Origin of the sequence: Siphonobacter sp. SORGH_AS_0500 (genome assembly GCF_002838835.1) — a bacterium.
Lineage (GTDB): Bacteria > Bacteroidota > Bacteroidia > Cytophagales > Spirosomataceae > Siphonobacter.
Map to the genome: position 1 here is coordinate 1 of NZ_NHPP01000018.1, position 20,687 is coordinate 20,687.

At 46.4% G+C, this 20,687-nt stretch carries 16 protein-coding genes; 12 read left to right on the forward strand and 4 right to left on the reverse strand.

Annotated features, from left to right (window positions below):
* On the reverse strand, nucleotides 1-229 hold a 229-nt coding region (locus BWI96_RS17820; protein ID WP_232793791.1), incomplete at its 3' end, for an EamA family transporter.
* Nucleotides 230-330: 101 nt separating this feature from the next.
* On the opposite strand from BWI96_RS17820, the gene BWI96_RS17825 reads away from it, so the two are divergent.
* Together BWI96_RS17825 and BWI96_RS21700 are read left to right on the forward strand one after the other, a co-directional pair.
* Nucleotides 331-1,845, forward strand: a complete 1,515-nt coding sequence (locus BWI96_RS17825) for a PLP-dependent aminotransferase family protein (RefSeq protein ID WP_232793792.1) — start codon at nucleotides 331-333, stop codon at nucleotides 1,843-1,845.
* Nucleotides 1,845-2,012, forward strand: coding sequence for a hypothetical protein (locus tag BWI96_RS21700; protein ID WP_157830424.1), 168 nt, complete (start codon nucleotides 1,845-1,847; stop codon nucleotides 2,010-2,012). The genes BWI96_RS17825 and BWI96_RS21700 overlap by 1 nt, the downstream gene beginning before the upstream one ends.
* A gap of 49 nt (nucleotides 2,013-2,061) precedes the next feature.
* Here BWI96_RS21700 and BWI96_RS17830 read toward each other — a convergent pair whose 3' ends face one another.
* A complete protein-coding gene (locus BWI96_RS17830) occupies nucleotides 2,062-2,283 on the reverse strand; it encodes a hypothetical protein (RefSeq protein WP_106637887.1) in 222 nt (73 codons plus the stop codon).
* Between the two features lie 180 nt (nucleotides 2,284-2,463).
* Nucleotides 2,464-3,135, reverse strand: coding sequence for a superoxide dismutase (locus tag BWI96_RS17835; RefSeq protein WP_106637888.1), 672 nt, complete (start codon nucleotides 3,133-3,135; stop codon nucleotides 2,464-2,466).
* Nucleotides 3,136-3,737: 602 nt separating this feature from the next.
* Here BWI96_RS17835 and BWI96_RS17840 point away from each other — a divergent pair.
* The 7 genes from BWI96_RS17840 (at nucleotide 3,738) to BWI96_RS17870 (ending at nucleotide 13,904) form a co-directional block, all read left to right on the forward strand.
* Entirely contained in the window at nucleotides 3,738-6,950 is a 3,213-nt protein-coding gene (locus BWI96_RS17840) for an efflux RND transporter permease subunit (RefSeq protein ID WP_106637889.1), read from the forward strand.
* A gap of 130 nt (nucleotides 6,951-7,080) precedes the next feature.
* Nucleotides 7,081-8,142, forward strand: a complete 1,062-nt coding sequence (locus BWI96_RS17845) for an efflux RND transporter periplasmic adaptor subunit (protein ID WP_106637890.1) — start codon at nucleotides 7,081-7,083, stop codon at nucleotides 8,140-8,142.
* Nucleotides 8,143-8,331: 189 nt separating this feature from the next.
* On the forward strand, nucleotides 8,332-9,099 hold the full coding sequence (locus tag BWI96_RS17850) for a TolC family protein (protein ID WP_106637891.1): 768 nt from the start codon (nucleotides 8,332-8,334) through the stop codon (nucleotides 9,097-9,099).
* Nucleotides 9,096-9,641: a TolC family protein gene (locus tag BWI96_RS17855; RefSeq protein ID WP_157830425.1), complete on the forward strand. Its 546-nt coding sequence runs from the start codon at nucleotides 9,096-9,098 to the stop codon at nucleotides 9,639-9,641. The genes BWI96_RS17850 and BWI96_RS17855 overlap by 4 nt, the downstream gene beginning before the upstream one ends.
* 519 nt (nucleotides 9,642-10,160) lie before the next feature.
* Nucleotides 10,161-11,432: a hypothetical protein gene (locus BWI96_RS17860; RefSeq protein ID WP_106637893.1), complete on the forward strand. Its 1,272-nt coding sequence runs from the start codon at nucleotides 10,161-10,163 to the stop codon at nucleotides 11,430-11,432.
* Nucleotides 11,429-12,664, forward strand: a complete 1,236-nt coding sequence (locus BWI96_RS17865; protein ID WP_106637894.1) for a hypothetical protein — start codon at nucleotides 11,429-11,431, stop codon at nucleotides 12,662-12,664. Before BWI96_RS17860 ends, BWI96_RS17865 begins: the two co-directional genes overlap by 4 nt.
* 70 nt (nucleotides 12,665-12,734) lie before the next feature.
* A complete protein-coding gene (locus tag BWI96_RS17870) occupies nucleotides 12,735-13,904 on the forward strand; it encodes an acyltransferase (RefSeq protein ID WP_232793793.1) in 1,170 nt (389 codons plus the stop codon).
* On the opposite strand, the gene BWI96_RS17875 is transcribed toward BWI96_RS17870, so the two are convergent.
* Nucleotides 13,901-14,704, reverse strand: a complete 804-nt coding sequence (locus BWI96_RS17875) for a polysaccharide deacetylase family protein (protein WP_106637895.1) — start codon at nucleotides 14,702-14,704, stop codon at nucleotides 13,901-13,903. The two genes, BWI96_RS17870 and BWI96_RS17875, sit on opposite strands and share 4 nt — an antisense overlap.
* A 296-nt stretch (nucleotides 14,705-15,000) precedes the next feature.
* Here BWI96_RS17875 and BWI96_RS17880 point away from each other — a divergent pair, with 296 nt between their 5' ends.
* The 3 genes from BWI96_RS17880 to BWI96_RS17890 all read left to right on the forward strand — a co-directional run bounded on the left by BWI96_RS17880 (nucleotide 15,001) and on the right by BWI96_RS17890 (nucleotide 20,567).
* The gene (locus BWI96_RS17880) at nucleotides 15,001-18,018 is read left to right on the forward strand and encodes a TonB-dependent receptor (RefSeq protein WP_106637896.1); all 3,018 of its coding nucleotides are present in this window, start codon (nucleotides 15,001-15,003) and stop codon (nucleotides 18,016-18,018) included.
* Between the two features lie 10 nt (nucleotides 18,019-18,028).
* Nucleotides 18,029-19,723: a RagB/SusD family nutrient uptake outer membrane protein gene (locus tag BWI96_RS17885; RefSeq protein WP_106637897.1), complete on the forward strand. Its 1,695-nt coding sequence runs from the start codon at nucleotides 18,029-18,031 to the stop codon at nucleotides 19,721-19,723.
* Nucleotides 19,724-19,907: 184 nt separating this feature from the next.
* Nucleotides 19,908-20,567 (forward strand): HAD family phosphatase, encoded by a 660-nt coding sequence (locus BWI96_RS17890; protein WP_106637898.1) that lies wholly within the window; start codon nucleotides 19,908-19,910, stop codon nucleotides 20,565-20,567.
* Nucleotides 20,568-20,687 lie beyond the last annotated feature (120 nt).

Below are 20,687 nucleotides of genomic sequence, written 5' to 3' on the forward strand. Positions count from 1 at the left end.
GTTTGATAGCGGGCCAGCCGGGTACGGCCCGGTGTCGAATCATGGCAAAGGCGAGTAACAACAGTCCGGCTGTCGTATTTCGAAGGGCCATGAACAGTAGAGCTGGAAAACCTGCCACCCCTATACGGGCAGCCAGATAGGTAGTGCCCCAGAGGAAACAGACGGTAGCCAGAGCTACATACGCTTTTTGAGTGTTTCGCATCGTCGTAGTCAGGAAAGTACGCCGCAAAACTCGGTTTTATTTGCTAGTAAAAACAGATGCAGATTTTTAAATTACAAGCATAACAGATTTAATAATTTTCTTCGAAAGTCTGTTGTATTATTCTCAGTATGAAGCGTATACTTTTATTGGATAGCTTTTACCTTTGCCCTCGTAACCGATTACCATCGCTGTTATTCATTTTCATGGCGAACACATCACTGACCGAAGAATTTCTATATGTTCAGGTAGCTGAGCGATTGGAAAAGCAAATGGAAAGCCAGATACTCAAGACTGGCGATAAACTTTTATCCCTGCGAGCCCTGAGTCTGGAACAGGGCATCAGTTTGAGTACCGCTTATAAAGCGTACGTCGAACTGGAAAACAAAGGCCTGATCGAAGCCCGACCCAAATCCGGGTATTTCGTCCGTTATACATCCACGCGGGTACCGCAGCTCTTGCCTTCGCCGCCTATTGATCGTTCCCTGGAAAAGGTCAGCGTTGACGCCATGATTCGCCGGGTGTACGAAAATCTTTCGCAGACGGACGTAGTCAAATTATCCGTAGCGACCCCGGCTCTGGAACTCTTACCGGAAGCCAAACTCAACAAGGCCATGCTGGAAGCCCTCCGGCAAAACCCCAGCAGTTGTACCGCCTACGAAGAACTGCGAGGCAACCTAACCTTACGCAAGCAGATTGCCAAACATGCCTTTAACTGGAATGGCAACCTTACCGAACACGAGGTTGTCACTACGCAGGGTTGTATGGAGGCTCTGGTCTTTTGCCTGAAGGCCGTTACCAAACCCGGCGATACGGTAGCCATCGAAAGCCCGACGTACTTTGGCATTTTCAACGTCATGAAGAGTCTGGGACTACGGGTTCTCGAAATTCCTACGGATCCTACCGAGGGTATTCGAATCGATTTACTGGAACAGGCTCTGGAAAAAACGCCCATTGCTGCCTGCCTGTTCGTTCCTAATTTCTGTAATCCCCTGGGAGCTTTGATGCCCGATCACCGCAAGAAACAACTGGTTAAACTGCTGGCTTCCCGGGAAATTCCGTTGATTGAAGACGACATTTACGGGGAAATGTACTTCGGTAAAACCCGGCCTCGTACCTGCAAGAGTTTCGATACGCAGGGGCTGGTCATGCTCTGCTCGTCGGTTTCTAAGACGCTGGCCCCGGGGTATCGGGTGGGCTGGTGCATTCCGGGCCGTTTTCTGGAACAGGTGCTGAATGTCAAACTCATGCATACCGTTTCATCCGCTACGCCCACGCAGGCGGCCATTGCTATCTTTTTTGAAACGGGCCGGTACGATTTACACATGCGAAACCTGCGAAAAGCCCTGCACACGCAATGTCTGCGGTACTTGCAGGCCATCGCCGACTATTTTCCAAGAAGCACAAAAGTCAGCCGTCCGCAGGGTGGGTACGTTTTATGGATTGAACTGGAAGCAGGAATCGATGCTTTCGAGGTATACGAAAAAGCCTGGCTCGAAAAGATCAGCATTGCTCCGGGTCATATCTTCAGTACGGACGCCCGCTTTACGAATTACCTGCGAATTACGTTCGGGGCTCCGTATACACCAGAAATTGATAAAAGTCTGAAAAAACTGGGACGCCTGATTGATTCCTTTCGAAGGTAATGGTCGCTTTGTTATACGCCTTTTACCTTCTTTATTCCGTTCTGAGCTTAACCACTGGCAATAACTACTCAGGCGACTGGATTGCCTACGAATCGGAAAGCGGTGCCGACGAGCCTCAGCACCGCTTTATTGCATCCGAATTGCTATGGACTCAAATTTCGGGATGACTCAGGTTTCCTATTCTGCTACTAACGAAGATCCATCAACTAACCACTACTACAAAATTCCTCCGCCCAGCATCAGTCGCACGAAGGCTACGATCAACACCAGAATGTTCAGATTTCGGCCCGTCTTATTTTCCGAAAGAAGGCCAATCCCCATACCGATGAAAGCAATGGGAAGAGCAACCCAGTTAACGATTCCAACGAAGGGAATCAAACCGGCCAGAGCAATGACGAACGCTACAATGCCAATGAAGATGGAGAGGAGATTAAGCATAGTTTTAAGGGCTTTTACGAGAATGACTTACCCAAAGAGAAAGCATTTTGAGTAATACTGAAAGCCACAATCCACCATCGGATTCAGGGTCTGAAGGACGCATGAAAAACCGGATGATAAAAGAAAAGGATGACTTCGCCTGAACGAAATCATCCTTTTAAAGCAGGGTATCGTATTGAATTACTTAAGAGCTTCGGCGTAGTTTTTCGCAGCGGCCTCCCAGTTTACTACGTCCCAGTAAGCTTTGATGTAATCAGGACGTTTGTTTTGATACTTCAGGTAATAAGCGTGTTCCCATACGTCCAGACCAATCACGGGCGTACCGGGCGTTTCAGCCAGTGCCATTAAGGGGTTATCCTGGTTAGGCGTAGATACAACCGCCAGTTTTTTATCAGGGGTAACAATCAGCCAGGCCCAGCCTGAACCAAAGCGGGTCGAAGCGGCTTTGTTGAATTCTTCCACGAATTTATCGTAGCTACCGAATGATTTGTTAATTGCTTCGGCTAAAGCTCCTGAGGGCTTACCGCCACGCTTGGGACCAATAGTATTCCAGAAAAACGTGTGATTCCAGTGTCCTCCACCATTGTTACGAATGGCAGGAGCCGTGTTTTTATCAATTTTCTTTACCACCTGAAAAATCGTCATCGAAGCTTCAGGCTTGCCTTCAACGGCTTTATTCAGGTTATCTACATAAGCCTTATGGTGCTTGCCGTAGTGAATTTCCATCGTTTGCTTATCAATACTCGGTTCCAGAGCATCCGTAGCGTAAGGTAGGGGAGCCTGAGTAAACTGGGCTGAAACCTGAAAGGCTGAGGCCATTAGTCCGGCAACAAGGAGAGTTTTGAAGTTCATGGTTGATAAATGGTTTCTAAGGTAAAGATGCTGCGAAGCATGCAGTTGAGGGGGCAAAAATATCCCCGCTGTGCAAGGTCGCAAGGATTTCTTAAATAAAGATTACTTTTTAAATAGAATAATTCTACGAACCAGGGTTAGGCCCATTCAATCGAGCGAAAGCCCTAAAGTACCTTATGTCTTTAAAAATTCATGCCTAGTCGATTACTCAGACTATTTTACATAATCGAGTCTAGATTCAGTGCTTTAATTTAAACCCAATCCGTTTGGGGGTGTCAGATTCTAATAGTACTTCAAAAAGGTTTTTCTCCATTTTCTTCTTAACACATCGCGTTATGACTTGCCTCTATTATGTATGTTACTCGCCGAATGATCGATTACAAGCCAAAAGCTCCAACAGGAGTGATTAGTTTTTAAACGGCTGGGATTTCCGTTTTTGAGATAAATTGGGTTTTAATTTAAATTTTTCCCGAAAACCACTGGAAATGAGAAAGTCACTGAACTTTTACGCCGATCTTTTCTCTTGTTTTCTTATTCCAGGCCACATTCCCTTGTTTCGCAGGTATTTATTGATTCCGTGTTAGACACTACTTTCTCTTGTTATGTGGATTGTCCGATTAGCCTTACAGCGGAAATACACCATTGCGGTGCTAGCTCTGCTGATTCTGATTTTAGGGGTGGTGTCGATTCGCCAGATGCCCACCGACATTTTCCCCCGTATTAATATTCCCGTTATTTCTGTGATCTGGACCTATCGCGGCCTTTCAACCGACGAGATGGAAAAGATGATTACCAACTTCTCTGAAACGTCAGTTATTAACAACGCTTCGGATATTCAGCGGGTAGAATCACAGACCTATAACGGCGTAGCGGTGCTGAAAATTTTTTTCCAGCCGACCGTAAAAATTGAAGAAGCCCTGGCGGCTATTACCGGGATTTCGCAGACCATCCGGGTGCGGATGCCACCCGGAACCCAGCCGCCGATTATCGTTCGGTATAATGCTACCGACGTTCCCATTATTCAGTTAAGTATCTCTTCGGATAGTTTAACGGAATCACAGATTACCGACTACATTACCACCCGGATTCGTCCGATGATTTCGACCGTGCCGGGTAGTCGCCTTTCGCAACCCTTCGGGGGAAAGGCCCGTCAGGTAATGGTAGATCTTGATCCTGAGCTATTAACCGCTCGCGGCGTGTCTCCCGAAGATGTGGTAAATGCCGTTTCTGGCCAAAACCTTACCTTGCCTTCTGGACAATTACGTCTGGAAGATCGGGAGTATAACGTTCGTCTGAATACCAAACCCGATGCCATTATTGCCCTGAATGATATTCCCGTAAAGACGCTGCCCGGTGGCGTAGTGATTCACCTGCGGGATGTGGCGAATGTGCATGATGGTTCGATTGTGCAGACGAACATTGTCAAGCAGGATGGTCTTCGGGGGGTATTATTAAACATCGTGAAAACGGGTAATGCCTCGACCACGGAAGTAGTCGATAAAATCAGAAATGAAGTATTACCCGCCGTTCGTGGAGCGGCTCCGGCTTCTTTACGCATTACGGAGCTTTTCGATCAATCGGTATTCGTACGGGCCTCGATTCATGGGGTAGTGGTGGAAGGTCTGATTGCGGCTTTATTAACGGCGGCGATGATTCTGCTCTTCCTCGGAAGCTGGCGGAGTACGCTGATTGTAGCCATTTCAATTCCGCTTTCCATTCTCTGCTCGCTCTCGGTGTTATACCTGATGGGAGAGACGCTTAACATTAATACCCTTGGCGGATTAGCTCTGGCAATTGGGATTCTGGTGGATGATGCAACCGTAACCATCGAGAATATTCACCGAAATGAAGAACTGGGCTTGCCGTTGCGAAAGGCAATTATGGTCGGAGCCCAGCAAATTGCTACGCCCACGCTGGTCGCTACGCTGACGATTTGTATCGTATTCGTTTCCGTGTTATTCCTCGAAGGCCCGGCTCGATTCCTGTTTGGCCCGCTGGCGTTGTCGGTCGTATTTGCCATGATTGCCTCGTACATTCTTTCCCGTACGCTGGTGCCCACCCTGGCTGATTTATTACTCAAACACGAACCCCATCACGCTGCCGATTACCAGCAGAATGGACAGGCTCGTCGTCCGAATCTTTTTGCCCGGATGTATCAGAGCTTCAACCGGGGATTTGATCGTTTCCAAGGCCGTTACCTCAACGTCCTGCAATGGAATCTGAAACACCGGAAGTCCGTGCTGGTGGTATTTTTATTGGTGGTCGGAGTTACCGCTGCGATGATTCCATTCGTGGGTCGTGACTTCTTCCCGTCGGTAGATGCCGGACAATTTAAGTTACACATGCGAGCTCCGGCGGGGTCGCGTCTGGAGGCTACCGAACGTACGGCATCCGAAGTGGAGAAAGTCATTCGCAGTATTATTCCCAAGGAAGAAATCGAAACCGTCATTAGTAACATCGGTCTGACGAGCGAGAGTTATAACATGGTTTTTCAGGATAACTCGTCCTTAGGTTCGGCGGATAGTGAAATTCTGGTGGCTTTGAAAAAAGAAAAATCACATCCAACGGATTATTACACCCGGGCCATTCGGGCCAAATTAGCGGAGGCCATGCCGGAAGTTACCTTCTTCTTTCAGCCCGCTGATATCGTTACCCAGATTCTGAACTTCGGGCTGACATCGCCCATCGATATTCAGGTGATGGGTTTTGACCGCAAGAATAACCTTCGTATTGCCAAAGAAATTCAGGCGAAAGTAGCCGAGATTCCGGGAACGGTTGATGTGCATTTGCATCAGGTCATGAACTCCCCTGAATTATACGTGAATATCGACCGCGAGCGGGCTAATCAGTTGGGCTTGAACGAAAGTAAGGTGGCCAGCAACATGATGATTTCGATGAGTGGAACGACGCAGGTAAACCCGAACTTCTGGCCTGATCCGGTTACGGGTTTCCCCTACCTGATTGCCGTTCAGACGCCTCCGTATAAACTCAATTCGATTGATAAACTCATGCAGACGCCGCTGGTAACTCAAACGGGCGAGTTAACTCCGCAGTCGCTGGCAAACGTGGCTAAAATTGAACGTCGAGTTACGCCTATGGTCGTGAACCGTCTCAATACGCAGCCGATGTACGACGTCTATGCCTCCGTGGAACGGACGGATCTGGGAAGCGTGTCGAGTAAGCTGGAATCGATCGTAAAAGAATACCAGAGCCAGTTGAAGCCGGGTAATAAAATTGAAGTTCGCGGTCAGGTAGAAAGTATGAATTCGGCCTTCGTGCGTCTGGGCATTGGTCTGATTTTCGCGGCGGTACTGGTGTATATGCTGATGGTCGTGAACTTCCAGTCTTTCCTCTATCCCTTCATTATCATTACTGCCTTACCCGGAGCGATGTGCGGGGTGGTCTGGTTATTATTCCTGACGCAAACCACGTTCAGTATTCCTTCGCTGATGGGAGCGATTATGAGCGTTGGGGTAGCTACGGCCAACTCCATTCTGTTGGTAAGTTTTGCTCAGGAACAGGTATTCGATCTACACTTTACGCCTTACGAAGCGGCGGTAGAAGCGGGAAGAACCCGTCTTCGTCCGATCCTGATGACGGCCTTGGCGATGATCATCGGTATGTTACCCATGTCTTTAGGTTTGGGTGAAGGAGGCGAGCAAAATGCTCCGCTGGGCCGGGCCGTGATTGGCGGTTTATTATTGGCGACGTTTACGACCTTATTATTCGTTCCCGTCGTATTCAGTTACCTAGCCAAAAACCGAACCGAAGCAGAATTAGCCGAAGAAAAAGAACTAGCTGAAATGGAAGTATAATTGAGTTGTTAGTTTTCGGTTTACCGTTTTCAGTTTTTGTAAAAGAACATTCATTGAAAACAGTAAATCGAAAACTGAAAACCAAAAAAGACTGAAAACGGCAAACTGATAACTGTAAACTAGTAAGAACATGAAAAGACTTTGGATATGGCTGATTCCGGTGGGATTGTTGGCTTTATTCTTCTTCGTGGGCATATTACCCCGAATTAAAAATCAGCAGGAGTTACACGCGGAAAGTGATTCCCAAAAAAACCGCACGACCTTGGTAAATACCGTAGTAGTGAAACGAGCGGCTGACACGACGGGCCTTACCCTTCCTGGGCAGATTATGCCGTATCGCGAAACGCAGGTATACGCTCGGACCCAGGGTTTTCTGCGTCAACGCTTTGTAGATATTGGCAGTAAAGTTCGTCGCGGAAGCCTATTAGCCACGATTGATGCTCCCGAATTGGATCAGGATATACTGAAAGCTCAGGCCGACCTGAAACTGGCTCAGTCTAATCTGGATCGCGTGAAAAGTGCGGGGATTCCCGGAGCTGTTTCACAACAGGATATTGATAACCGTCAGGCGGGTTTCGAAGTAGGTCGGGCTACGCTTCAGCGTTTACAGGCGTTGAAAGGCTTACAACAGGTTCGGGCACCGTTCAATGGCATCGTAACGGCTCGTAACGCCGATGTAGGAGCTCTGATTAATACCGGTAATATCTCTCTGTTTACCGTTTCCCAACTCGACACGCTTCGGGTGTATATCGACGTGCCACAGACGTATTACCGCATGGTTGCCATTGGTTTACCCGCAACGGTAAAGATTCCAGAGTTAGGTAAAACCTTCACAGGAAAAGTCGTTCGGACCTCGGGAACGCTGCGTTCCTCTTCGCGGACGTTATTAACCGAAGTAGCCATCCCCAATCATTCGGGTGAATTGGTAGCGGGTCTATACGGCCAGGTAACGCTGGACGTTCGGGCCGAAAATCCTCCCGTTCGTATTCCGGCCAATACGTTATTAGTTACGCCGGAAGGGCCAAGGGTTATCGTGGTTTCGGCTAACCATCAGGTAAAATACCAGCCCATTACCATCGGTCGCGATTTTGGTACTAGTCTGGAAATTCTGGAAGGCTTACAGGGCGACGAACGTCTGGTAACTAACCCCTCCGACGGCCTAAAAGACGGCCAGATAGTGCGAGTGAAATAGTTTTCTGTTGACCGTTTTCAGTTTTCAATTATTGAAAAAGTAGATAAGGAGTTCTTAGATCTGAAAAATGTCAAAGCTAAAGATGGAGTGAGAAACGAGGTTGAAGCTGGATCAGTGGAACGTCATTCACTCATTCTATCATTCACTCATTCAAAATTGCCTAACGCTTCCCAAGTTTTACCGAACGTTATGAATTGTATTGTTAAAATCAGTGGATTGGTGTTGCTGGCGGTTAGTACGTTGCGGGCACAGACACCAGCGAGCCGACCTTTCGTTGATCCAGAATTAGATAAATTAATAGAGGCAGGACTGAGCTTCAATCCCGATGTAAAAAATGCCCTGAGCCGGGTAGAAGAAGCTCGCATCCGAATTCGGGTGGCCGAATCGTATCTGCATCCTACCGTTCGGGGTAATCCCGGTATTCAGACGCAAAGTCTTTCGCCTAATCGCCCGGTGCAGTTCGTGAACGTGCGGGCCCAGCGGGTGCAACTGACCACGTTTCAGATTCCGGTTGATGCCAGTTTTGAGCTGGATTTATTCCGCCGACTCAGGCAGGGCGTACGGTTAAGCGAAATACAAACGCAAATTACCGAAGCCGATGTGCAAATTACTCGGCTGGCCGTGGCTTCTGAAATTGCCCGGCTGTATGCCCTGGTGCGTGCGAATGATGCCGAACAAACAGTTTTTGATCGAACCCTGACCGCCCGTGATTCGGTACTGGCCGTCGTTCGCGAACGCTTTCGGATTGGATTAACCAGCGAAATTGACGTACGCCGGGCAGAAACGGAGATTGGTAATCTCAAAACCCAGCAGTCGGCCCTGCAACGCAGTCGCCACGAGCTGGAAAATGGTCTGGCGATTTTAACCGGGCAAAGTCCGGAAGCTTTACGCTGGCTAGATCTGTTTTACCGATGTATCCAACGCCTGTTTACGCTACAATTACGCCCGAGCTTTTGAAAAATCGTCCTGATATTCAACAGACGGATTTACAGATTTCTGCCGCGGATGTGAACGCAGATATTGCCAGCAAGGCATTGAAACCCCGGGTTATTGCTGCGGGCTCCGGTGGATTAATCAGCGGTCGGGTAGGAGATGTGTTTTTACCTTCAAGTTATACCTATACGGTAGGAGCAACGGCCAGCTTCCCGATTTATGAGGGTCGCCGAAACCGCGAGAATATTAACCTCGCCCGTCAACAGGTGCAAACGGCTCGAACGGTGATAGATCAGCGATTAGTAAATGCCCAGCGGGAAGCGGAAGTAGCTCTGGACAACATTCGCGATCTGGAAACGCAGATTGCCAATCAGCAAAATGTGATAGAAACGGCGGGTAAAACCGAGTTACTGGTAAGAGACGTTTATAAAAAAGGGTTAACTACGTATCTGGATGTGCTGGATGCTCAGCGAACTTCGCTCGAAGCAGAACGACAGCTAGCCCAATTACAAGGTCAACGCCTGATTTACGCCGTAGCTCTCTGGAAAGCGTTAGGTGGTCAGTAAAAGATTAAAAGGCAAAAGAAGACACGTTTTCACGTGTCTTCTTTTGCTACGCCGTGGTTAGTGTCTCACCAACCACGGCGGGTAGTTTCGAATACTTCCGATTTATAACCCCAAAGAACAGGCGATCATACACGTAGAGACGCGACTTTATCGCGTCTGGGGTAAAGGCGTTTCTACTATTGGTTCTCATTCCCAGCCAGATGCGATAAAGTCGCGTCTCTACAGGAAGATTATCCCTAATAGTTCGTAAGGGGGTATTCACCGCCGTTTGGAATAATAAATCCGAAGGGGCGATTTAAAGCCATTTCGGATAACTTTTACCCCTTGTGGGCATATAAAAGAAAACGGAGACAATCGAAGTTCATCACTTTACGTTGGTTGACTCGGGAATAGTAAATACTTTTGCAGCCCAGAAACACAATGACGTCCGGCAAAGGAACCATTGGTAATGTTCTAACGAAGCAAACTTCCCATCTCTGAAAAAATTATCTTCAACCCCTTGATAGATTAACTAGTGCAATGCCAATTCTTACCGTCTTTTACATTAAAGTAATCCTGAGTATTTTCCTGACCTTAGGTGTGATTTTGACCATCTGGAAACCGACTGTAATCGCCGGGTGGCAACAGAAAAATGATACGTTGGCCTTTAGTCTGGGTTTCCTGTTGCTGCGTCTGATTCCCTGGATTGTCATTTTCATCCTCTTCAATCATGACCCTCGGGGAGACGTTCCTTTTTTCTATTATAAAGCTCAGGCCGCAAAAGCGGGCGGTTTCGTATACCGCGACTTCTGGTCCTATCACGCTCCCTTATTCGCTTATATCATTAGTTTACCGCTATGGATCTGGCATAATTCCCGTTCCATTGTGCTGTTCATGGTATTGATGGAGACGTTGATTCTCTGGCTAACGTATCGAACCTATAAAAAGGAAAAATCTAATGCTCTTCAGGCAACGTTCATTTACTGGCTGATACCAGCTTCGTTCATGTACATTCTGATTGATGGTCAGGAAGAAGTCTGGTTCTGGGGACTGGCTTTATTAATGTGGCGGCACGTAAAGAAAAATCCCGTTGATTATGAAGTAGGTCTGGGCGTAATCTTTGCTATTGCCTTATTAACCACGAAAGCTACCTTCGTTTTCTTTCTGCCACCGCTCCTGGTAAGCGTTCGCAAACCCATAAAAATGCTGCTGGTTATGGCCGCTATTGGCCTGCCTGCTCTGGCCTTTTTGTACTGGCAAATTGGTGACAGGTTCCTGATGCCCATTCAGCATACCGAGCAGTTAATGACGCCGAACCTGTTCTCCATTACCCGGCCATTTATAGAATTATTCGTACACATCGATCAAAAGAATTCTACTGCCGTAAACTGGATTGGGTTAATCATTACGATGCTGCTGGTATCGTATCTGGCGTATCGTGGGCGAGTAAACCCGCTGAGTCACACCTTACCTTCCCTTTTTATCGCCACGTTTGCCTGTATGATGATTTTTCAGGCGAGTGCACCCGGAGCGTACCTGATTGCGTATGTACTGGCAGTAGTTTTTGAAATCGTTGACCTGAGAAATAACAAACATCTGTTAATCTTGTTAGTACTAAGTTGGTTGACCGTCGTGCAGCCTTTTGTCAATGTATGGATTAAACAGCCCGATTACATTAGCTTCTCAATGTTAGCAAATTCTGCGTATTTGGGTGAGTTAGCGTTACAAGTGATGAACGTGGCCTGTTTCTTTTGGATTGTTACGAAAGCCGCCATTAAGATTGTGACTCCTAATTATTTAAGATCGGCATGAGTGTTGTTCTAGCCAAGTTGATCATTAGTCTGCTTTGCATTTTGCTGGTAAGCGTTGTGCTCTATTTCAGACCCCAGATCACCCTTGGATTAAAAAATAAAAGCGTCGTTGGCGTCTTAGGCACCAGTTGGGTATTGCTCCGCGTGTTGCCTTTTCTCTTGATTTATCTGTGGGCTGACTATCAGCCTACTTCCGATGTGAACGGCTTCTGGGACGAGGGTAGCAAGGCCTCGCAGGGCATGCTGGTATACAAGGATTTCTGGTCCCCGTATTCGCCTTTATATGCCTATTACTTAGGCCTTTGGCTGAAAATCTGGTATAGCCCGAAAATGATTATCCTCACCATGGCCGCTATGGACGGCCTGGCTCTGGCATTAACCTATCAGCTTTTTCGCTACAAGACCACAAAAGAGGATCTGCTCTTTAAATCTTTAGTGTACCTTTTGTTACCAGGATCGCTAGTGCTTTGCATTGTGGGTGCTCAGGAAGATATCTGGATGTGGCTTTTTGTCGTAGGGGCTTACTTAACCCGCAAACGCTATGGCGTAGTTGGTTTTAGCCTGGTCATGGCTCTGGGAGTGTTGATGACAAAGGCCATTTTCGGTCTGGCTCTGTTTCCTTTGTTTCTGATTGAAAAAGAAAAAATTCGTTTCCTGATTCCTATTTCTATCGTTGGGGCCATTTCGGTTGTGGTTCTGTACCTGACGGTTGGGATGGAGTTCATGCAGCCTCTCGATGAAGCTAACGTATTGCGAGCACCCAACATTCTGTCGGTTATTAACCCCTGGGCTTTCAATTTGGTAGGATTGGGTGCCAAAGCCTGGAACTGGATCGGGCTGGTCATTACTATTAGTGCGGGCTGTCTGACAGCCTGGCGATTACGCAAGCATGAATACCCCGTTATGCTGGCTCATTTATGGGTAACCATGTACGGACTGATGATGATTGCCCAGCAAAGTGCCTACAGTAATTATCTGTTTCTATTCCTATTACCCATGGTTTTCGAAATCATCGACTGGAACAATCGAAAACAAATCTTCTTGCTTTTTGTATTTAATGTGCTGGCCGTTATTCACCCTTCAATGTGGTGGCGGCAGGGTATGCCGATTTACCTGAGTCCAACCGATATTTTTGCCATTCCTGATCGTACGATAGATTATTTCATTCAGTTAGGAATCGTTTGTGTGACACTTTATTTTGTTTGGGGATCGTTTCCCCGAAAAAAAAAGTAGCTCAGAACGAACCGGAATTAGTAGTGGCCTAAGTTATATTTATACATCCCGAAACTAGAAAAAACAGTAGTTGGAATCTACCGCAAACAAATGGCCTGCGGAGGAGCAGTCCTCTGCGAAAAAAGCAATTCAGAAACGGAATTTTCCTAACCTGAATGGAGTACGCTGCATCGCAGCTATGTCGGTATTGATTCACCATCTGGAGCAGGCTAAACATACGTATGGAGTAGTTAACATCTACGAAATAACGGTAGTGAAGCACGCCGGTCGTCTGGGGGTTGGTTTGTTTTTTGTGTTAAGCGGATTTCTGATTACGTATCTACTATTGCAGGAAAAAGGCAATTTCGGGGACATTTCCGCTCCAAAATTTTACCTGCGAAGAGTCTTCCGAATCTGGCCTATTTATTACGTCATGGTCTTGCTGGCGGTCTTCGTATTTCCTAACTTCTCAATCTTCTATTATCCGGGTGTAACCGAGTTATTACAACGTAATTTTACGGAACGGCTTTCGCTGTTGATGCTGGTCTTACCTAATTATGCCTTTGTACTTTATGGCATTCCATACTGGGCTGCTCAGGCCTGGTCTATCGGTGTCGAAGAACAGTTTTATTACCTATGGCCCTGGATTATCAAATACCCTAAAAAAACGATAGGTATCGTTGCCATTTTTCTAACGGCTACCGTTGGATTATTAGCGTTGGGCATTTATTTTCTGGATGCCCCTGAAGTTAGAAAGATAGATGGAGTTCTGACCTTCATTGGGCAGTTTCGCCTGTTAATCATGGCTTTAGGGGGAGCAGGGGCGTATGCAGTTTATAAAAATAATACCAGAATACTCAATGTATTGTATCGAAAAGATTTACAGATTGGCGTCTACATACTCTTCCTGATCTGTTTCTTTTCCGGCATTCACATTCCGGCTTTTATGGAAGTGTATTCGCTGTTTTTCTGCTTCTTTATCTTAAATGTAGCCACCAATCCCAACAGTATTATTTCTCTGGAAACCCCTATTGTTAGTTACCTGGGCAAGATTTCTTACGGCTTATACCTTTATCACGTCGTGGTTTCCATCGTATTCATTAATCTGTTACGAATGTATGCTCCCGAATTATCCACGACGGTTTATAACCTGATTTTATATCCCTGCGTCATTGGATTTTCAGTACTGGTCTCGGGCCTGTCTTACGAGTATTTTGAGAAGCCCTTACTTCGTTTTAAGGATGAACGGTACGGACGTTAATCTTTCACGTTAGGTAAGTCAGACATACGGTAAAATTTCAGGTTTAATTCCTGGGCCGTCGCCAGAATTTTCTCCAGAAAACTAATATCAAATCCGTATTGCTTCGCCGTTGGGGGTGCTGATAAGGGCTCATGCCCGAACAACAAAACGGCTTTCCCTTTCTCCTTTGCCTTCACTAAAGCATCTTTCATTTCTTCCTGAGAAAGATTCGCACTGTAATCAATCAGCAGAGCATCCACTACGCGTTCCTGATCGAAGTCATAGTAAATCTGAGGTAAGTATTGGGGCGGAATATGGTAGAGTTTAAAGCCTTTGTAATGACGTTCCGCCAGGGCTACATCACGTAAAATCTGAAAACCTGAAGTGAGTAAGACGGAATCGACGCGGGTGTTATGATTGCCGCCGGGGTGAGCATAAGAGGTGGGGTAAAAACCGGCTTTATTCAGGTAAGAAAGTCCGGGACGGATTTCAGTATTAAGATAACCTTCTACGCCTAAATCCTGAATCATTTGCGTAGAAACGCCGTGAATAGTACCGTGGTAACCAATTTCATGACCTTCGTTCCGAAGTTGCTTTAGTAAAGTAATGTCTTCTGCAGAAAGCGAATCCGGGCAGTTAATGAAGAAAGTAACTTGGGCATTGTACTTCCTGAAAAGCGGTATTAACGCGGCCCATTCCTTCAGAAAATGATCGTCGAAAGATAAGGCAACGCCGGCCCGTTCAGGATGTTTCGGTGGCGTATCACATCCGAACAAACTCATAAGCAGCAGGAAGAATACTAGTAATTTATGAAAAGGCATACGGCGAATTTAATCAGGAAATGGCCTGAAAGATAACAATTATAAAAAGTAAACAGGTGATTGAAATTGTCTGGATACCTGAGAGGTTGAATTCGTACATCATGCAGAGATACGAGTTCATCCCAAAGCGATCCTTTACGGATTGTTACCGCCTTTTAACGGTAACATAACATTCTCTTAAAGCCCTTCTTTCCCCGATAATCTACTTTTGTGGCCTGAAAACTCTGAAAATAATTCATTGATTTTCAGAGTTTTATTTTTTACAGAAAAATCATTTTCTTCCCAAAGTTTAGTCTATGAAAAACTTGAACTGTTTTTCAGGTCAGGTAAAGTATGTCCTTGCGGGGCTATTTCTACTGAATCAACTTCCACAACGGGTGGTGGCATCACCCCACCTGCATAGTGTTTCCCCGAAGGAACTAACCATTACCGGCCAGGTAACGGATGCTCAAACCCGTGAAGTATTAACGGGTTGTACGGTCATGGTAAAAGGTACCTCGGTTGGTACGACTACGGGAGCCGATGGAAAGTATAGCATCAAAGTTCCCAATACAGAAGCTATACTGGTCTTTCAATTTGTGGGCTATGAGCCCATGGAAATGCCTGTGGGTCGTCAGACGACCATTAACGTTGAACTGAAAAACGACGCAGCAGATCTGTCTCAGGTAGTTGTGATTGGTTACGGTAGTACAGTGAAAAAGGACATGACCGGAGCCATTACTTCGCTGAAAAGCTCAGAGTTTAACAAAGGGATCATCAACTCGCCCGAGCAGTTATTACAGGGCAAGGTTTCTGGGGTAAATGTTACTTCAGCTACTGGTGAACCCGGTGGGACTCAGAATATCACCGTTCGCGGTCCCGGAGGAATTCGTACAGGAAGTACGCCGCTGTTCGTAGTGGATGGTCTGGCTCTGGATAACAGTAGTACGGGTGGAGCAACGAACCCGCTGGTATTCCTCAACCCACAGGATATTGAGTCCATTGATGTATTGAAAGATGCTTCAGCTACGGCCATTTACGGTTCTCGTGGTGCCAATGGCGTAGTTTTGATTACCACTAAGAAAGGCAAAGCCGGTCGCTCGACGTTGACTTACAACGGAAATATCGGGGTCTCAACGCTGGCAAATCCTTTGAATGTATTATCTGCTGATGAATTTCGTACGGAAGTTCCCAAGCTGGGGAACAGTTTGGTGGACAAGGGTGGTAATACCAATTGGCAGAAAGAAATTTCCCGCCGGGCCATTACTCAAAACCACAATGTGGCTCTGAGTGGTGGTTCAGAAAAACTGACGTATTATGCCTCATTCGGGTTACAGGATCAGCAGGGAATCCTGAAAAATAGCAATCTAAAGCGTTATACGGGCCGAATTAATGCGACGCAGAAATTACTTGAAGATCGCGTAAGTGTTGATATTAATCTGAATGTGACGAATACGGTTAACCAGCGGCCCCCCATTCAAAGTCTCATTGGAGGAGCACTAGCAGCTAACCCTACCTATCCGGCCTATGATGCGGATGGCAAGCCTTTTCAGTATGTAGATGGTACCAACCCTCTGATTCCACTTTCCCTGGAAAAGGACCTTACCAAAACGAACCGGGTGATTGCGAGTATCTCACCTTCAGTAACCCTTATCAAAGGACTGGTCTACAAACTCAATTTTGCCGTTGATCAGTCGAGTGCTGCTCAGGACCTTCAGTCCTTGCCAAATGAAGTGCCCTTCCAGGAAGGTCGTCTTGAAACCACCAATACGTACAATACTAACCGATTGATTGAAAATTACTTAACGTATTCATTCAACCGCAATGAGCACAATTTCTCTGCTCTGGCGGGGCATTCGTATCAGCGTATTTTTCTACAGGGTCGTACGAATAGTATCAATAAATTTCCTATTTCGGACATTGAGCCCATCTACAATCCAGGGTTAGGGCAAGACCTGACGCTGACGAACAACCGTCCGACGGGTTACGCGACGATCAATGAACTACAGTCATTTTTCTCGCGGGTCAATTACCAATGGAAAGACAAGTATCTGGCGACCCTGACGGTTCGGGCGGATGGTTCGTCGAAGTTTGGAGCTAACAATAAATACGGTATTTTCCCGTCAGCCTCGTTGGGCTGGCGTTTATCGGAAGAACCTTTCCTGAAACGCATTCCTGCCATTACAGAGCTGAAAATCAGGGCTGGTTGGGGACAAACGGGTAATCAGGAAATTCCCTCTAAAATTACTCAGGCCCGGTTTTCTACCAGCGTAACCGGAACTACCACTTACCCTCTGAATGGCTCCAATACCTATCCTTCTGGAGCTACGTACAATCGCCTGGCCAACCCGGATATTCAGTGGGAAGTTTCTACGCAAAGTAACTTTGGACTTGATTTTGCCTTCTTCGACGGATCATTAAGTGGTTCATTGGATCTATTCCGTAAAGTATCCAACAATATTCTGCTCGAAGTAATACCTGCCGATCCCGTGCAGCCTGTCCGCACTTTATGGACGAACGTGCATGACATGAAGATTACGAATCAGGGCTTGGAAATTGATCTGAATTACCGCAAGAGCTTTGCTAATGGGCTACGTTACTCCATTGGTGGTAATGTTACGTTCATCGGTAATAACGTAACGAACTCACCTTATTCCGTGCTTACTTCAGGAACCGCTTCGGGTTCGGGGTTATCCTCCGCAACGATAAACGGCTACGTGAATGGTCAGCCCATCGGTACGTTTTACCTGAAAAATTTCATCGGCTTTGATGACAAAGGAATTAATAAGTTTCAGGATGTCGACGGCGATGGCATTATTACGGATAACGATCGGGTAGCGGCTGGTTCGGCTTTACCGAAAAAGATGTTCAACATTAATGGTAGCATTGCTTACAAAGGCTTTGATCTGACGGCTAACCTGAATGGCGTTTCGGGTAACAAAGTCTATGATAACACGGCCAATGCGATGTTTTATAAGTTACGGTTGTCGAAAGGGCTCAACGTAACCCCCGAGGCCCTTCAATACGCTAATGAATCGGTTAATAACTCGGCTCCGGTATCTACACGCTTCCTGAAAAATGGTCAATTCTTACGTCTGAATAACCTGAGTTTGGGCTATAACGTCAATACGGTAGGTCTGGGAATGGACAAATGGGTGTCCAACATTCGCTTGTCAGTAACGGGTCAGAATCTCTTCGTGATTACCCCTTACAATGGCTACGACCCTGAGGTAAACAATGACCGCTCGGTGAATGGAGTTTCATCGTACGGGATTGATTATCTGAGTTATCCTAAAGCTCGTTCCGTGATTTTTGGATTAACCATTAGCTTATAATTCAACGACAATGAAACATAAATTTTCTGTTCTACTAGTGCTGTCCAGCCTACTGCTGGTGAGCAATGCCTGTACTGATTTAAATGAAAACGTGTTGGACGAAAGCTTCAACCCGACTCTGACACCGCAAGAAACGGCAGATGGACTCATTGCTCCGGTATACGCTCTGTTACCCGAAATTTATAAGCATACCAACTATTTTGCTTTACAGGAAATTTCTACGGACGAGGCTATTTTACCCTATCGGGGCGGTACCGACTGGGGAGACAATGGAATTTACCTCAACCTGCACGCTCACACAACCACGAGCACGGACCCCAACGTACGCACTACCTGGGATAACCTGGCAACGTCTATATCCCGGAGTATTGTAGCTATTAATTCCCTGGCTACGCTGAACAGTGCCAATGCCAATATGTATAAGGCAGAAGCTCGGGGGATGCGGGCTTTTTATAACCTGCTGATGTTGGATTTATTCGGTATTGCTTTCGTAAAAGACGACCCGAGGGAATATTCCAAAATCATTCGTGGGGACGAAGCTGTAAAGTACATTGAGAGTGAGTTTTTGGCGGTAGAAAATGCATTACCCGCGAAGGCAAACGTAGCCGCTGGGCGACTGACGCAGGGAGCTGTTTGGGGATTATTAGCAAAATTGTACCTTAACGCGGCAGTTTATCGGAATCGTTACGCGGATCAGTTCACCTTTACGGCGGAGGATATGGACAAGGTGATTTCGTATACTGACAAGGTCATTGCCTCGGGGCAGTATCAGTTGTCGAATGATTACTTCGGAATTTTCGGCAATAACAACCATAATAACCCCGAGTTAATCTTTGCTGTAGATCAGCGTCCTGAATTAAACGGACATAACCGTTTGGCGTATTTCTCGCTGTCGGGTGATCAGTTCCCGCTCGCAGCCTATCCCAGTGCAAACGGTACGGATGGCCCCGCTATAACGCCTGATTTTTACCGTACCTGGACTCAGGCCTACGGGAACGAAGATCCTAAACGCGATCCTCGTTTTTATCAGGAAAACATGAAAATTTATTCGAACGCAGCGGATACCTGCGTTTCGGCGGCGGATTATAAGATCAACCGCGGGATTCTTCGGGGGCAGCAATATGGTCTACTTCGTGTAAACGGCGTTTTCTTGAAATGTGCCAACGGACAGTTTAAGGTTGGAAAACTCTATAACTCCAGCCGCAACCGTTCGGATTTACCCGTAAACTTCACGGAGCAGATCGATTTTACAACTGCCGGAAGTAATTACAGCACAGGGTATCGCGTGGAAAAATACGAATTCAGCTCGTCGTCCAATACGGGTCGTAACCGTGGAGAAGCTGATATTTCTATCATTCGTCTGGCGGATATTTACTTGATGCGGGCGGAAGCGAAGCTTCGCAAAAGCAATGACGCGGCGGCAGCTTTGGCCGATGTAAACACGGTTCGGGCGGCTCGTAGTCTGACGCAGGCCCCGCCAGCTTTGACGGCCATGAATCTGGATTTACTTTTCCGCGAGCGAGGTTTTGAATTTTACTGGGAAATGCTTCGCCGTACGGATATGATTCGTTTTAATAAGTACGAAGGTAGCTGGACTGAGAAGACCAACACGGATAAGCGTAAACGGATTTTCCCTATTCCGCAAACTGCCATTGACGGTGCCTCAAACCGGGCCGGTTACCTAATGCAGAACGAAGGTTACTAGAGACTTACAGCTAGTTTGAAAAGGTTAGATTTTGTTGGAGTGGATAAGGGCGTTTTCGTTCTCAAACACTCTAACAAAATCTAACCTTTCTAAACACTACTCAAACCTCTCAAACTTCAACTCATTTCTATGGTGTACGCTGGGAAAATCTCTACCTTTACTGGACGAGCTTATTTTCTTTCCCATGATAAAAACCGTGATTTTTGATATGGACGGGGTGATCGTTGACACCGAACCCGTGCACCGTTACGCCTTTTTCAAACATTTTAACGAGTTAGGCATTCACATTACTGACGAAGAATATTCGACGTTTACGGGTTTATCCACCCGAAATGTATATCAGGGTTTAAAAGCAAAATATAACCTGGCCGATGAAGTAGAGGCGATGATTCAGCGGAAGCGGTCTATTTTTAATGATGCTTTTGACGAAAAAGAGGACCTAGACCTGCTTGAAGGCGTACGTACATTGATTGAAGATTTACATCAGCATGATTTTCAGTTAATTCTGGCTTCGTCAGCTTCGAAAGTAACCATTGCCCGTGTCTTCAAACGCTTTGGCTTGTCTCCTTACTTTACGCATATTGTCAGCGGAGAAGATTTCCCAAAATCAAAGCCCGATCCGGCCATCTTCGAGTATGCGGCTTCGCTTTCGGTAGCCCCTAAATCGCAATGCATCATCATTGAAGATTCGACCAACGGTGTAAAAGCCGCCAAAGGAGCGGGGATTTACTGCGTGGGTTATAACAGTGAGCATTCCGAAATGCAGGATTTAAGTCTGGCCGACCAGGTGATTAATCATTTCTCGGAATTAAACGCCGAAAAAATACGAGCTATCGAACCGTAGATGTACAATTCATTACGTCTGTCAAATAACTTCCCGAAAGTTTCAAACTTTCGGGAAGTTCCATTTTAGCCAAAGCTATTTATGGTATGAACTATTAAAATCTAGGCCGTGGCTGGTGTC

What these genes read in the sequence shown, in the direction of transcription:
- BWI96_RS17825 (WP_232793792.1), top strand. Translation starts at nt 331, where the DNA reads ATGAAGCGTATACTTTTATTGGATAGCTTTTACCTTTGCCCTCGTAAC.
- BWI96_RS17850 (WP_106637891.1), top strand. Translation starts at nt 8,332, where the DNA reads ATGAATTGTATTGTTAAAATCAGTGGATTGGTGTTGCTGGCGGTTAGT.
- BWI96_RS17845 (WP_106637890.1), top strand. Translation starts at nt 7,081, where the DNA reads ATGAAAAGACTTTGGATATGGCTGATTCCGGTGGGATTGTTGGCTTTA.
- BWI96_RS17835 (WP_106637888.1), bottom strand. Translation starts at nt 3,135, where the DNA reads ATGAACTTCAAAACTCTCCTTGTTGCCGGACTAATGGCCTCAGCCTTT.
- BWI96_RS21700 (WP_157830424.1), top strand. Translation starts at nt 1,845, where the DNA reads ATGGTCGCTTTGTTATACGCCTTTTACCTTCTTTATTCCGTTCTGAGC.
- BWI96_RS17885 (WP_106637897.1), top strand. Translation starts at nt 18,029, where the DNA reads ATGAAACATAAATTTTCTGTTCTACTAGTGCTGTCCAGCCTACTGCTG.
- BWI96_RS17840 (WP_106637889.1), top strand. Translation starts at nt 3,738, where the DNA reads ATGTGGATTGTCCGATTAGCCTTACAGCGGAAATACACCATTGCGGTG.
- BWI96_RS17880 (WP_106637896.1), top strand. Translation starts at nt 15,001, where the DNA reads ATGAAAAACTTGAACTGTTTTTCAGGTCAGGTAAAGTATGTCCTTGCG.
- BWI96_RS17875 (WP_106637895.1), bottom strand. Translation starts at nt 14,704, where the DNA reads ATGCCTTTTCATAAATTACTAGTATTCTTCCTGCTGCTTATGAGTTTG.
- BWI96_RS17860 (WP_106637893.1), top strand. Translation starts at nt 10,161, where the DNA reads ATGCCAATTCTTACCGTCTTTTACATTAAAGTAATCCTGAGTATTTTC.
- BWI96_RS17830 (WP_106637887.1), bottom strand. Translation starts at nt 2,283, where the DNA reads ATGCTTAATCTCCTCTCCATCTTCATTGGCATTGTAGCGTTCGTCATT.
- BWI96_RS17865 (WP_106637894.1), top strand. Translation starts at nt 11,429, where the DNA reads ATGAGTGTTGTTCTAGCCAAGTTGATCATTAGTCTGCTTTGCATTTTG.
- BWI96_RS17890 (WP_106637898.1), top strand. Translation starts at nt 19,908, where the DNA reads ATGATAAAAACCGTGATTTTTGATATGGACGGGGTGATCGTTGACACC.